Source organism: Paenibacillus sp. FSL K6-2524 (assembly GCF_038005525.1).
GTDB classification, from domain to species: Bacteria; Bacillota; Bacilli; order Paenibacillales; family Paenibacillaceae; genus Fontibacillus; species Fontibacillus anaericanus.
The window spans coordinates 1-15000 of record NZ_JBBOSP010000001.1 but is presented as its reverse complement, the minus strand read 5'-3'; the positions used below and the strand labels follow the sequence as shown (position 1 = coordinate 15000).

Annotated in this window: 12 protein-coding genes; 2 read left to right on the top strand and 10 right to left on the bottom strand. The window is 41.2% G+C overall.

Translation table 11 applies throughout. The features are described 5' to 3' along the window. Positions 1 to 201 precede the first annotated feature (201 nt). Both NST85_RS00060 and gyrA read right to left on the bottom strand, forming a co-directional pair. Positions 202 to 1302 carry an HD-GYP domain-containing protein gene (locus NST85_RS00060; RefSeq protein WP_127191464.1) on the bottom strand — a complete coding sequence of 367 codons (1101 nt, stop codon included), beginning with the start codon at positions 1300 to 1302 and terminating at the stop codon, positions 202 to 204. A 285-nt stretch (positions 1303 to 1587) separates the two neighbouring features. Further along, complete coding sequence (gyrA, locus tag NST85_RS00055; protein WP_341188225.1) at positions 1588 to 4122, bottom strand: DNA gyrase subunit A; 2535 nt, start codon at positions 4120 to 4122, stop codon at positions 1588 to 1590. 352 nt (positions 4123 to 4474) lie between these two features. Here gyrA and NST85_RS00050 point away from each other — a divergent pair, with 352 nt between their 5' ends. Further along, complete coding sequence (locus tag NST85_RS00050) at positions 4475 to 5272, top strand: YheC/YheD family protein (RefSeq protein ID WP_341188224.1); 798 nt, start codon at positions 4475 to 4477, stop codon at positions 5270 to 5272. A gap of 62 nt (positions 5273 to 5334) precedes the next feature. On the opposite strand, the gene NST85_RS00045 is transcribed toward NST85_RS00050, so the two are convergent. Next, positions 5335 to 5994: a bifunctional 2-keto-4-hydroxyglutarate aldolase/2-keto-3-deoxy-6-phosphogluconate aldolase gene (locus NST85_RS00045; protein WP_341188223.1), complete on the bottom strand. Its 660-nt coding sequence runs from the start codon at positions 5992 to 5994 to the stop codon at positions 5335 to 5337. Between the two features lie 194 nt (positions 5995 to 6188). Between NST85_RS00045 and NST85_RS00040 the strand changes: the two genes are divergently transcribed. After that, positions 6189 to 7145: a sugar kinase gene (locus NST85_RS00040; protein WP_445671137.1), complete on the top strand. Its 957-nt coding sequence runs from the start codon at positions 6189 to 6191 to the stop codon at positions 7143 to 7145. Between the two features lie 73 nt (positions 7146 to 7218). Here NST85_RS00040 and NST85_RS00035 read toward each other — a convergent pair whose 3' ends face one another. From NST85_RS00035 to dnaA, 7 genes are all read right to left on the bottom strand, one after another. Continuing rightward, positions 7219 to 8238, bottom strand: a complete 1020-nt coding sequence (locus NST85_RS00035; RefSeq protein ID WP_341188222.1) for a LacI family DNA-binding transcriptional regulator — start codon at positions 8236 to 8238, stop codon at positions 7219 to 7221. A 160-nt stretch (positions 8239 to 8398) separates the two neighbouring features. Further along, on the bottom strand, positions 8399 to 10309 hold the full coding sequence (gene gyrB / locus NST85_RS00030; RefSeq protein WP_127191682.1) for a DNA topoisomerase (ATP-hydrolyzing) subunit B: 1911 nt from the start codon (positions 10307 to 10309) through the stop codon (positions 8399 to 8401). A 46-nt stretch (positions 10310 to 10355) separates the two neighbouring features. Beyond that, positions 10356 to 10604, bottom strand: a complete 249-nt coding sequence (gene remB, locus NST85_RS00025; RefSeq protein ID WP_127191470.1) for an extracellular matrix regulator RemB — start codon at positions 10602 to 10604, stop codon at positions 10356 to 10358. A gap of 15 nt (positions 10605 to 10619) precedes the next feature. Beyond that, a complete protein-coding gene (gene recF, locus NST85_RS00020) occupies positions 10620 to 11732 on the bottom strand; it encodes a DNA replication/repair protein RecF (protein WP_127191471.1) in 1113 nt (370 codons plus the stop codon). A 48-nt stretch (positions 11733 to 11780) separates the two neighbouring features. Continuing rightward, complete coding sequence (yaaA, locus tag NST85_RS00015) at positions 11781 to 11996, bottom strand: S4 domain-containing protein YaaA (protein WP_127191472.1); 216 nt, start codon at positions 11994 to 11996, stop codon at positions 11781 to 11783. Between the two features lie 50 nt (positions 11997 to 12046). Continuing rightward, positions 12047 to 13189 (bottom strand): DNA polymerase III subunit beta, encoded by a 1143-nt coding sequence (gene dnaN / locus NST85_RS00010; protein ID WP_127191473.1) that lies wholly within the window; start codon positions 13187 to 13189, stop codon positions 12047 to 12049. A gap of 464 nt (positions 13190 to 13653) precedes the next feature. Beyond that, positions 13654 to 15000 carry a chromosomal replication initiator protein DnaA gene (gene dnaA / locus NST85_RS00005; RefSeq protein ID WP_127191474.1) on the bottom strand — a complete coding sequence of 449 codons (1347 nt, stop codon included), beginning with the start codon at positions 14998 to 15000 and terminating at the stop codon, positions 13654 to 13656.

Here is a 15000-nt window from a genome sequence, read left to right as displayed (position 1 = left end):
CACTCGTTGTTCAGTTTTCAAAGATCAACTTCGTTGCCGTTGTCGCTCAATGTCTCAGCAGCAACTCTTATAATATATCATCTACTGTCGAATAATGCAAGGATTAATTTGAAATTATTTATTTCTAATTTTTCCTAAAATTCAATTATTTCTTACAGCAGCAAAGAGTATTATATCAACTTTCGACAAAAATTGCAACCCTTAAGTTAAAACTTCTTCTATATATAGTTTTGGATCCTGAGTCAGGTTAATAATTTGACCTTTGACCGATATCATAGGACGAGTAGGATGGTTTCGATCTGTGAAGACGATTTCCCCTACATTATCATTACTAAGGCGAACTCTCATACCATTATGGAACTGGGTTACCTTCTCAATAAATGTTTGGACCACTCCTGGATCTAACTTCCCGAATGCTTCCGACTTAATCTGTTCCAATACTAAATAAGGAGACTTTGCTTTGCGATATCGACGGTTTAGCGTCATCGCATGGAATATATCAGCAATCGCTACTATTCTCGCATAGATATGAATCTTATCCTCTGTAAGGTTAAATGGATACCCCGTACCATCCATCTTCTCATGATGCTGCAGTGCTGTTAGCCGAACGCCTTCATTGACTGCAGTTACCTTTCTAAGTAACTGGTAACCATATGTAGTATGCATACGCATCTCTTCTACTTCCGCAGCCGAAAGAGGATTTGGATTATATAGAATAGCTGTATCTATTTTGGTGTTTCCTATGTCATGTAATAACCCGGCAAATGCTACCTGCATCCAATCCTTCTGAGGTAGTCCATGCCATTTAGCCAAAAGATACGATGTTAAAGAAGATAGAATCGCATTATGGTACAAATAATCATATTCATTAATATTACGAGGCGTAAACGTCAAAACCTTATAATGACTTAATTGCTTTATCAACGCTTCCAACTGATGGCGTAACTCATAAATCGGAAGTTCTGTGGCCAAAACAGATTGAAAAGCGCTCTTAATTAGAAGTAGCATACGATCATATTCCTGATGAAGCAGACTTGCTGAGGCTAGCTCTGAAGAAGAACCTGTAGTTTGAGGATTAAGACGACTTGAATTGCCTGTATCTTTTGTAGAAGAGTAATTTTTTTCAACTTTACCTTGTTTGCCTTCTACTTCAACCTGTTGAATCATGAAAGCACGTAAAATATCCAAATCCCTCGGTAAAAGCACCTTCCCTTTCTGTAGCAGAAGAGCTCCAAGTGAAGTATGTACGTCACTCACAACTTTCATTCCAGGTTTCAATTCCGTTATAGGGAAAATAGCCATTAAACACTCACTCCTCAATTTACATATCCTAGGGTAGGCCCCCTATTATACTGAACGTATCTAGCAAACGACTATTTCCATTATATTACGACAAATTAATGGCAACAATCCTTCTTTTTAAAAGCTGTTCGTGCCCTGTGTAAAAAAAGCGGACTTCCAGAAAGGAAAGTCCGCTCCACTCGATCTTGTAAATACATTAGCTCATACACTGTTTGTTTCGTCTATTGGTCATACTTATAAGTTGAGCATACCATATATGACGACAGTGCCTTCGTAATTATTTATTTATTCTTCCGTGTCGTCCGATTCCTGAACTGAACTGCCTTCTTCAGGTGTGACTACTTCCGGAGTAGATTCAATGAAACCTTCGCCATCGTCGCCTAATTCGTCAGAATCCTCAGTCTTATCTGAACGGCATACCGTTGCTACAGAGTCATCCTCACGGATATTGATCAACTTGACGCCCTGAGTGTAACGGCCCATGGTGGAGATACCCTCCATGCTCGTACGAATCAATGTTCCGCTACTTGTAATGATCATTAGATCTTCGTCATCCTTAACAACTTTCAGGCCTACTACCGGACCGTTCTTATCGGTAACGTTAATTGTCTTAATACCTTTACCGCCCCGACCTTGGATACGATAATCCGAAACAGGAGTCCGTTTGCCATAACCCTTAGTTGTCACGATTAGAATATCCTGATCTGGAACCACAATTTCCATTCCGATCAACGCATCATTTTCAGATAGTGTAATACCCTTAACTCCAGTAGCTGCTCTTCCCATCGAACGCACATCACTTTCAGGGAATCGAATCGACATTCCTTGAGCAGTACCCATGATTAATTCCTGTTGTCCATCCGTCAACCTTACATCAATCAGCGTATCATCTTCCCGTAGATTCACGGCAATTAGACCACCTTTACGGATATTGATGTAGTCTTCGATTGGTGTCTTCTTCACAATACCATTACGTGTAGCGAAGAATAGATACTTATCTTCATCGAACTTCTCTATCGGAACAACCGCATTGACGGTTTCACCTTGTTCGATTTGAATGAGGTTAATAATTGGTGTACCACGTGCAGTACGACCTAACTCAGGAATTTCATATGCTTTGAGTCGGTACGCTTTGCCTCGATCTGTAAAGAACATCAAGTAATGGTGAGAGTTCGTTACAAACAAATGCTCAACGAAGTCATTATCCTTGGTATCCATTCCTATGACACCACGGCCACCACGTTTCTGGCTACGATAAGTCGTAACAGGCAACCGCTTGATATAGCCGGTGTGAGTGATCGTGATAACGACCTCTTCCTGCGGAATCAAGTCTTCATCCAGAATGCTTTCTTCGCCAATTGTAATCTCCGTGCGACGAGCATCAGCAAATCGGTCGCGAATTTCCTGGAGTTCTTCACTAATAATTTGAAGCACTAGTGATTCATTTGCCAAAATTTCACGATACTCTGCGATTTTCTTCAAAAGTTCATTATATTCACTTTCAATCTTTTCACGTTCTAGTCCTGTCAAACGTTGCAGACGCATATCAAGAATCGCCTGAGCTTGTTCCTGACTAAGTCCAAAGCGCTCCATCAATCCGGTACGAGCAATTTCTGCCGTTTGTGATCCGCGGATCAATGCAATAACCTCATCTAGATGATCTAAAGCGATACGTAAACCTTCTAGAATGTGGGCGCGAGCCTCCGCCTTTTTGAGATCAAATTCTGTACGACGACGGATAACTACGATTTGGTGCTTCAAATAGTGGTAAAGTACTTCTTTCAACGTCAAAATCTTAGGTTGATTGTCAACGATGGCTAGCATGTTAATACCGAATGTGCTTTGTAGAGCAGTGTGCTTGTACAAATTGTTCAATACCACACTTGGGTTCACATCACGGCGAAGTTCAATAACCACACGCATACCCGTACGATCCGATTCATCGCGCAAATCAGTAATACCTTCGATTCTTTTCTCACGAACTAGTTCTGCAATCTTCTCAACTAGTCGAGCTTTATTCACTTGATATGGCAGCTCATAAACAATAATTCGAGCTTTGTTATTATTCTCTTCAATAATTGCCTTAGCCCGCATTGTAACGGAGCCACGACCGGTTGTATAAGCTTGGCGAATACCCGAACGACCTAGAATGAATCCCGCTGTCGGGAAATCAGGGCCTTGGATATAATCCATTAGTTCTAGCGAACTAATATCAGGATTCTGGATCAACGCTTGTACACCGTCAATAACTTCTCCTAGATTATGAGGAGGAATATTAGTTGCCATCCCAACTGCGATCCCCGAGACACCATTAACTAGCAAGTTCGGATAACGCGCCGGTAACACGATAGGTTCATGTTCCTCACCGTCATAGTTCGGCATAAAATCAACGGTTTCTTTATTAATATCGCGAAGCATTTCCATTGCTATCTTGGAAAGCCGTGCTTCTGTATAACGCATTGCCGCAGCCATATCGCCGTCGACCGAACCAAAGTTACCATGTCCGTCTACGAGCATATTTCTCATTGAGAAATCTTGAGCCATACGAACCATTGTTTCATAAACTGCAGAATCTCCGTGCGGGTGATACTTACCAATAACTTCACCGACGATTCTGGCCGACTTCTTGTATGGCTTATCCGGATACATACCCAGTTCTGACATCGCGAACAAAATACGCCGATGCACCGGCTTAAGACCATCCCTAACATCCGGCAAAGCACGACTGACAATAATGCTCATCGCATAATCCATAAAGGATTCGCGCATTTCTACACCAATGTCCCGATCTGTGATTTGCGAGTATTTTTCTTCCGCCATGCTGGACCTCCTTAAATATCTATCCAAACGCCTATGCGCCTATGTATGGGAAAAAACCTTGGAAACGGTCACATATACAGGAAAAACCACCAACATCTATTATAATACTTGCACAAAACAAGCACAATTAAACGTGGTTCTCTTCCAACCCTTCTTCCCATAGATCTACAAAAAATAGGAATGTGTCCACTCCCATTGCAATGTACGGTCATACACTACGAATATAGGCATTTTCTTTACACGTCAAAAGACTTATAAAATCCTCAGATCTTATAATTATATCATTGAAAACCTCTTCTGTCCTATGTTTTTCATACTCTGAAGAAAATGTACTTTGAAGTTTTTAGAAAGGATGGGACTCCACTTGACGATTCAGCGAATCGCTAGCAAATGGGAAAAGACGAGAATTTTGAAACAACGTGAACATATACGCCAGTACATTCCTGAAACGCGTAAATATTCACTGGAACATTTAAGAGTAATGTTACACCTGCATGGGGTAGTATATCTAAAGCCAGATCGGGGGACTTACGGCAACGGCGTAATGAGTATCGAAAATTGGAATGACGAATTAATAGAGGATAGTCCGCAGCAATATAAGCTCCGACATGGTATCCAAAGTGAAGTGTTTCCCACGATTGAAGAGCTTCATGAAGTACTTACGGAGAGAATAGGTAACCGAGAATACCTCATTCAAAAAGGAATTACGATGCTTACCTATCGGCGTCGTAAATTTGATCTTCGAGCCTTAGTACAAAAAAGCCCCCAGGGAAACTGGGAAGCAACAGGCTTCATTGCTCGTATCGCAGCCCTGAACAAGATTATTACAAATCATCACAGCGGTGGCGCGATCACACCTATAGAAGAGGTGCTAGGTCCCTATTTGTTACCAAAACAATTTGCCAGCTTGTATAAAGAAATGAAAACAGTTGGTGTCCAGGTTGCTAACCAGTTAAATAGTAAACTTCCCCGTCTTAAAGAAATAGGTCTCGACATTGCTATAGATGAACAGTTCAACATATGGATTTTAGAAGTAAACACCCTCCCTGCCCTATTCCCATTTAAAACATTGGAGGATAAGAGTATCTACAAAAGAATCCACCGTTATGCTATCGCATATGGACGACTAAAATCATCAGCAAAACAATAGTGCCAGAATGAGTAATATTAATAAAAGCCTCAGCAAAATTGCTGGGGCTTCGTTCATGTATTCTAAATTTTTATTTTTTCTGAACTTCTCTGAATTTCTCTAAATTTGGTTACATATTGGTCTGCTAGCTTCGTAACAAGATCATATCTACCGTCTTTTGCTGGTGCGGTCAAATTGCCTCCGATTCCCACAGCTATACACCCGTTAGCAATCCACTGCTCCATATTATCCAAATCGACTCCACCCGTAGGCATAATGTTCACATGTGGCATGGGCCCTTTGACAGCCTTCACAAAGTCAGGTCCAAAGGCACTACCAGGGAATAGTTTCAGTACATCTACACCTAATTTCAAAGCCTCTTTCATTTCACTCAGCGTCATACACCCAGGCATGTAAGGAATGCTATATAGATTGCACATTTTAGCTGTTTCTTCCTCAAAAGATGGACTTACTATAAATTCTGCACCTGCAAGTATAGCAATTCTAGCTGTGAGTGGATCCAGAACCGTACCTGCACCGATCACGGCTTGGCCTCCAAACTTCGAGACTAATTCTGCGATCGCCTGATCAGCATGTGGTGTCGTAAAGGTCACTTCAATATTGTTCAATCCACCTGCAATGCAGGCTTCTGACATTTTGACAGCTGCTTCTGGGGTATCCGCCCTGATTACAGCGACAACTCCGATAGAGGAAATGTTATGTAGTACTTTTATCTTTTTCATGTTAGCACCCTTTCATAATGAAATATCAATATAAATTAATTTACTAAATGTTTATAAACTATTATACTAAATACTAATAATATATCGCCATTAAGTCAACAAAATCCTTTTATTAATTGTACTAAACCGATTTATGTGATAATTTCATTTTATAACTTAACTAATGCGTAGAACAATCCTATAAGGAGGAACAAATGATGGAGACTAAGAAACTAGATGTGGTTACATTCGGGGAACCGATGGCTATGTTTTATGCTAATGACACGGGGCCCTTACAAGAAGTGCAGTCCTTCTCTAAAGCAATGGCAGGGGCGGAGACCAATGTAGCAACTGGATTATCCCGTTTGGGTCATATCACTGGACTCGTTACAAAACTTGGAAAAGATAATTTTGGAAAATTTATAGAAGCTTCGCTAAAACGAGAAGGTATTGATACGGAGAGTATTTCATTTTCTCATGATCATTCCACAGGAATGCTAATCAAATCTAAAGTAACTACTGGTGATCCACAAGTGGAATACTTCCGTAAAAATTCAGCAGCCTCCACTCTATGCCTAGCTGACTTCAATAAATCCTATTTCGATGCTGCAAAACATATGCACGTCACGAGCATTTCAGCAGCACTATCGCCAAGTTGTCATGAATTTTCTCTACATGCTATGGAATACATGCACCGTAATGGGAAAACAGTTTCATTTGATCCTAACCTTCGGCCCGCTTTATGGCCTGATACCCAAACTATGGTCGATACAATCAATCAGTTAGCTACACGTTGCGACTGGTTCCTACCTGGGATCGGTGAAGGAAAAATTTTAACGGGGTATACAACTCCTGAGGATATTGCTTCTTTTTATTTAGAACGTGGACCTTCCATTGTCGTAATTAAGCTTGGACCTGAAGGGGCTTATTATAAATCGCAACATCAAGAAGGTTATGTTTCCGGGTTCAAGGTAGATAAAGTTATAGATACCGTAGGTGCAGGAGATGGTTTTGCCGTAGGGGTCATCAGCGCATTGCTGGAGAATCTTCCACTAGAGCAAGCAGTTAGACGGGCCAATGCGATTGGTGCTTTAGCAGTTATGTCTCCTGGTGATATGGACGGTTTACCTAATCGTGAGAAGCTTGAAAATTTTATAAACAAAGCTGGGTAAGTATCAACCGCTACATAGCGATAACAAAAAAAGAACATGTCCCCTATTTGTAAAGGGGCATGTTCTTTTTCAATCATTCTAGAATATCTTTAACGGATTTTCCTTGACGTAATGTAGGAGGAAAACGATAGGTTATCGGGACCGCGTTTGCACTCTCTTCGATGCTGGATAATAAAGTTTTTGCTGCTTGCATCCCCATTTCATAAGCAGGTTGGGTAATGGTGGTAATGACAGGATTGTAGATTTGGGCAAATTCTGCATCATCGATTCCAATTACGGACATATCCTCCGGAATACGAAGAGAATTCATATTCGCAAACTTCAATATTTCGGCAAGGACAATATCATTGCTAGCTAACAAGGCTGTTGGTGGCTCCGGCAAATCTAGCAAGCCTTTCAACACCGTTGCAATTCCATCTCTTGGAGCACTGCATATATATTGTTCCTTGATCGGAAGTTGATACTCCTCCATTGCCCTCTTATATCCACCCAGTCTCTCCTTACGTGGCGTAATACCATTCACTCCAATTGGCAGTGAGAGTAAGGCAATTCGCTCATGATGATGTTGTACCAACTCTTGAATAGCTATCTTTACTGCCATTTCATTATCCAGTAGTAGACTTTGGGTCACAATTCCCTCAACCAGCCTATCTAGAAAAACGAGTGGATAGTTATTATCAATTAACCTGCTATAAGCGGATGTATTTGTACCCGTTGGAAACACAATTAAACCATCCACCTGGCGAGCCACTAACATCTCTATATATTTGCTTTCCTTCTCTGGATTCTCATCTGCATTACAAATAATGACCTGGATCCCTGAGTCCTGTAGCTCTTTCTCAATTGCCCGAATACATTGAATGGACAAAGAGTAATCAATATTAGCCACAATAACGCCCACCATATAGGATCGATTCTGCTTCAACCCTTTGGCTAGCCCATTTGGCTGATAATTCAGTTCCTCAATAACCTGGCCAATCCGCTGTTTAGTCGCTTCACTCATATACTTATATCTTTTATTTAGAAATTGCGAGACCGTACTTTTTGAGACTCCCGCTCTTTGTGCAACATCATCAATCGTTAATTTTCTCATATCGTCTTCTCCACTCTTTGTTCTTACAGCAAAAATAAGCTTACCAAAAAAGTATACCTTCTTTTTAGTAAATTATCTATTTAGCCCTATCTAGAGAATTTTGGTTCCCCATACGCAAAAAAGAGTACCGTCATCGTGATGACGATACTCTGAACATATATTAAATATCAAGATTCTTCACATATTGTGCATGTTCATGGATAAAGTCACGCCGTGGTTCCACGTTGTCTCCCATGAGTATATCGAAAATGGTGTCCGCCTTCATCGCATCAGAGATAGATACTTGTTGCATCATACGACTCTCCGGATCCATCGTCGTTTCCCATAATTGAGAAGCGTTCATCTCACCCAAACCTTTGTAACGTTGAACGTTAAATTTCGCATTCTCACCGAATTCAGCAATAATTTCATCGCGCTCCTTCTCAGAACCTGCATAACGAATCACTTTGTTACGCTCAACCTTGAAGAGAGGTGGTTGTGCAATATAAATATAACCAGCTTCGATGATCTTTCTCATGTAACGGAACAAGAAGGTTAGCAATAGAGTACGAATATGCGCTCCATCGACGTCGGCATCCGTCATAAGAATGACTTTATGATACCGTGCTTTGGAAATATCGAACTCTTCACCAATCCCGGTACCTAGCGCCGTAATAATTGCCCGAATCTCAGCATTCCCGAGGATACGATCAAGTCGAGCCTTCTCTACGTTCAGGATCTTACCACGAAGCGGTAGAATCGCTTGGAAATGACGATCACGTCCCTGCTTAGCAGATCCACCCGCGGAATCTCCTTCGACGATATACAATTCGCTTATCGAAGCATCCTTAGATGAACAGTCAGCCAGTTTACCTGGCAAAGCACTAACTTCTAACGCGCTCTTACGACGTGTCAATTCACGCGCTTTGCGAGCTGCTTCACGAGCCCGTGATGCTTGTAGTCCTTTATCCAGAATCCGACGAGATACGGATGGGTTCTCCTCCATGAATTCTTGGAGTCTCTCCGCAAATAGTGATTCTACGATACCACGTACTTCACTATTCCCTAGCTTCGTCTTCGTTTGACCTTCAAATTGAGGTTCCGGAATTTTAACTGAGATGATCGCCGTTAATCCTTCACGAACATCATCACCGGTCAAATTGGAGTCATTATCTTTGATCAAATTATTCTTGCGTGCATAGTCATTGATGATCCGGGTTAAAGCACTCTTAAAGCCGGACTCATGTGTTCCACCCTCATGGGTATTAATATTATTAGCAAATGAGAAAATATTCTCCGAATAGCTGTCGTTATATTGCAAGGAAACCTCGATTTGAATCTGGTCGCGTTGTCCTTCAACATAGATAGGCTCCTCATGGATAACTTCTCTATGTTGATTCAAATATTTCACATATTCTTTAATACCGCCCTCATAATGGAACACCTCAGAAACTCCTGTGCGTTCATCAGTCAGACTAATATTAATGCCTTTATTCAAGAAGGCAAGCTCACGAATACGAGTCACCAATATATTATAGTCAAATACCGTAGTTTCTGTAAAAATTTCAGGATCTGGATGGAATCTTGTTTTGGTTCCTGTTTCTTCCGTATCGCCGATAATTCTTAAATCATATTGTGGTGCACCGCGGCGGTATTCCTGTTGATGAATATGTCCCTCACGTTTTACTTCTACTACGAGTTTCTCGGACAGGGCGTTAACTACCGACACACCTACTCCGTGAAGACCACCAGATACCTTATATCCACCACCGCCAAATTTACCACCAGCGTGCAGGACTGTCATTACAACCTCAAGGGCTGGGCGTTTCAGCTTAGCTTGTACACCTACTGGAATACCACGACCATTATCGATAACGGTCACACTATTATCCTCATGCACAATCACATCAATTTTATTCGCAAAACCGGCCAATGCCTCGTCAATACTATTGTCCACGACTTCCCAGACCAAATGGTGTAACCCACGACTGCTGGTAGAACCAATATACATCCCAGGCCGTTTGCGAACAGCTTCCAAACCTTCTAGTACCTGTATCTGACTCTCATCATACGATTGTTCGTTCATAGACATGCCTTCACCTACTTCTATAGATTCCATTCCCCTATCTACGGGGCGGTTAGACAGTAAAAATTATGTTAGCCTTTTTCTTAAGCGTAGCAGAGGAAATGGGTGAGTAATACACCATATTCTTGGTCACTACTATGGATTTAGCTACTTCCTCTCCGATTCGCATCAGATTCTTCCCCTCGAGAGCATTACTGACAAACTGTTTGGAAACCTTGGATGATTTCTCGACCGAAATATCAAAGATCGCCACCAGTTCCGAAGAGAAAATAACTTTTTCTCCACCCAAATGAATATACATCTCTATCCTCCGCCCTTATAAATTAATCTGTCCTTCCTGAACATGAAAAATAATAGCGTCCTTTAAGCGGCTCGCATTAATACTCTCTATTCCCGTAGCCGTAATGAACGTCTGTACTTTACTCTGAAACGTCTCAATCAGTTGTGTCTGGCGATAAGGATCAAGTTCAGACAACACATCATCGAGTAAAAGAATAGGATATTCGCCAATCTCCTCGTGTATGAGTTCGATCTCAGCTAGCTTAAGTGATAACGCCGTTGTCCGTTGCTGACCCTGTGACCCATATACCTGCGCTTCGTTGCCATTGATATGAAAAGCCAAATCGTCACGATGCGGTCCGGAGAGCGTCATGCCGCGGCGGATTTCCTGATCTTTCATTTGTGATAACTTTATCATAAATTGCTCTAATAAAACAGCTTCATCTTCCTCTTCAGCCTCACCAAACGAAGGAAGATACGATAATTTAAGCTTTTCTTCCCCTCTGGTGATGCCCTCGTGAATGTGTTCAGCCCACTTTTGTAGTTTTCTTATAAATTGTTTCCTTTTCTTGATAATTTTAACACCATGCTCTGCAAGCTGCTCATTCCATATCTCCAGCATGGTTCCCATTTCAGGGCCAGCACCCCATGACTGCTTCAACAAATTGTTACGCTGAAGTAATACCTTTTGGTACTGCTGTAGGTGGAACAGATAACTAGGTTGCACTTGTCCAATCTCCATATCAAGAAAACGACGCCTAATTCCAGGAGTACCTTTGACGATTTCGAGGTCCTCTGGAGCGAACATGACAACGTTCAATGAACCGATAAAATTGCTCAGTTTACGTTGCTCAAGCCCATTTATCTTTGCTTTTTTCCCCTGGCTAGAGAGCTTCAGCTCCAGACCTACCGTTCCATACTTTTTCTCAACTTCGGCAGCCACAATTGCATGATCGCTTCCAAAAGAAATCAGTTCCTTGTCTTTGCCGGTCCGATGAGATTTAGTCAGTGCTAGAACGAATAGAGCCTCTATCATATTGGTCTTACCCTGTGCATTACGGCCAATGATCAAATTAATATTCCCGAAGGAATTCAGTGAGAGTTTATCATAGTTTCGATAATGCTGAAGTGATAAATTCTTAACAAACACGACACTCTAGCCCCCTCATTTGCCACTCACAACTAGGTTCAGGGAGCCTTACTTCGCAGCTACTTGAAAAGAACCACAGTTATCTACATCTACAATATCACCGGGATAAAGCTTCCGTCCCCGACGATCCTCAGGCTCTTGGTTAACTTTCACAGCTTCTTCCTGCAATAGAGCTTTAGCCATACCGCCGGTCGAAACACAATCTGCCAGCTTTAAAAATTGATCCAATTTAATATATGGCGTTGAAATCGCAATCGTCTTCATAGGTCGCGTCTGTCCTTTCTTAGGCTATTGCCCTAACTATATCCTTGTAATTAATTCGTAGTCCGATACGGCAGAATAAGATACAAACTTTGGCTGTCATCCACCGGTTTGAGAATGATCGGGCTCATTGCACCTGTAAACCCGATATGTAGCTGCTCGCTCTCCACTACTTTCAATACATCCAGCATATATTTCGAGTTGAACGAAATGCGAAGCGGATCTCCCGTAAATTGAACTACTTCTATTTGCTCCGTTACTTTCCCAAGTTCCGATGAACTAGATGAAATTTCAATCGTACCATCTTCCATCGTTTGCAGACGAACAATATTTGTCTTTTCTTCGCGTGACAGCAAATAAGCACGGTCAATCGAATCACTTAATTTCTTGGTGTCCAGAACGAGTTCTGTCTTATAAGTTGTCGGAATGATCTTAGAGGTATCTGGATAAGTTCCGTCCAAAATACGGGAATAGAAAAGTACCCGATCAATTTTAAATAACACCTGATTATCTGCAACTACGATATCCACATGTGTATTCTGGTCAGGGATAATTTTGCTGAGTTCATTTAGCGTTTTACCGGAAATAACAATATTACTAAAACGAATATCTTCAGCCGTTGTAAGTCCTACAGTACGGCTAGCAAGCCGATGACGGTCTGTTGCTACAAATTTGAATTTGCTATCATTTAAATTCCATAAAACCCCGGTTAAAATAGGGGAGGTTTCATTCGCCGAAATGGAGAATGCAGTCCCTTTAATCATATTTCTAAGTAGATCACCTGGAATCGTAACGATCTGATCTTCTTCTATACTTGGCAATACTGGAAATTCTTCTGGATCCATTCCGACCATTTGAATATCTGTTGAACCGGAACGAATTAAGGTTTGAAAGCCATCTAAGACTTCCATTTCAATTTCTTGAGAAGGAAGTTTTTTGATGATTTCAACGAAAAATTTTGCTGGCAATACTACGCTACCAGAACGCTCAACTTGAACGATTTGTTTGTTGTTATCTTCAGCTGGAATAAAAGCTTGAATAGATATATCTGTATCACTAGCAGTAAGAGTCATACCTTGGAAATTAACATCCAGCTTAATACCTGTCAGGATTGGGATTGTAGTCCGGCTCGAGATCGCCTTGGATACGTGCTGAATGGACTCATTCAAATCATGTTTTAAAATTCGGATTTTCATAAATTCAACTCCTAAAAGTTTTATGAAGCTTACGCTTCTTGATTTCCTTCGCAATAAAACTTACTTCGTAAGCATTAACTTAGTTTTATGAAGCATGTGCTTCTTAATCTTCTACGCAATAAAACTTCGCATTACATCCTACTTCTTTTGTATCTAAATTTTTATGAAGCAGAAGCCTCTTTAATTTTCTCTGTAATAAAACTTACTCCTCGAGCATAACTTAGATTTTATAAAGCCTATGCTGTCTACTCTATCGTGGGAATTAGTGAGCATCTTTTGCAGGTCTGTGTTGGGTTGAATTTGACCTTGATACTAGTGCGCGAAAGCGCCGCTTATATGATGATATTTATCTTTTAAAAGATAGAAGTAGTAGTAGGGGCACTGAATATGTGGATAACAATATAAAACATATGAAATGAAGCCTATCCACATGTTAATAGAATGTGCATAGGCTTACACCTTATTCAGGATGAATTTTTTATTTTTTCGCAGATGGTGTTAATAACTTTATACAGATCAGGATCGACTTTTATCAGCTGAGATATTTTCTCGTGAGCATGAATGACAGTAGTATGATCTCGTCCTCCAAATGCATCCCCAATTTTAGGAAGTGAGAAGTCTGTCATTTCCCTGGAGATATACATGGCGATTTGACGAGGAAAGGCTATCGCTTTCGTTCGTTTGCGCGCTTTGAAATCTTCCAGTTTCATATTGTAATATTCGCCAACCTTTTGCTGAATGTCCTGGATAGTAATCATCTTCGGACGACTGGAAGGGATGATATCCTTCAGTGCTTCTGCGGCTAAATGGGTTGTTACGTCCTGATTAATCAAGGAAGAGTAGGCAACCACACGAATAAGTGCTCCTTCAAGCTCGCGGATGTTGGTATCGATCTGATTAGCAATATACATCATCGCTTCGTTCGGAATATCTAAATTTTCTGCTTTCGCTTTCTTGCGCAAAATCGCAATCCGCGTTTCAAGATCTGGAGGCTGAATATCGGTGATGAGACCCCATTCAAACCTAGATCGCAGCCGTTCCTCCAAAGTGGGTATCTCTTTCGGCGGCCTATCACTGGAAATAATAATTTGTTTGCGTTCTTCATGTAACGCATTAAACGTATGGAAAAATTCCTCTTGAGTTGATTCCTTACCAGCTAAAAATTGAATATCATCAATCAGCAGAATATCAATGTTCCGGTACTTGTTGCGGAAGCTTTCAGCCCGGTTATCTCGGATGGAGTTGATGAATTCATTTGTAAATTTCTCTGATGAAATATATACAACTTTGCTACTAGGACTATGCTCTAAGATGTAATGCCCAATTGCATGCATTAAGTGCGTTTTACCTAAACCTACTCCACCATATAAGAACAACGGATTATAAGCCCTAGCTGGTGCTTCCGCAACGGCTAGAGATGCAGCATGTGCGAATCGATTACCCGAACCAATGACAAAAGTATCAAAGGTGTATTTCGGATTCAGCATATGGGAAAAGCCTTCTTCCATATGAACAGGTGCTGGAGGCTCTTTATGTGCTGGAGTTAGTTCAGTTGGAGCAGATTCCTCAATGACAAAGGAAACGTCAACCTGCTTATTGAGATATTCAAATACAGTTGTCGCTACGAGTTTGGTATAACGACTCTCCAGCCATTCCACGGCAAATGTGGTGGGAGCGGAGATCACGATGGAACGATCGGTGAGGGACACAACCTTCGTGGCTTTGAACCAAGTATCGAAGCTGGGTTTACTGAGTTTGGTGTTGATGATCGCTAATATATGCTGCCATAGTTCGGAGGTATGGCTGTCCAC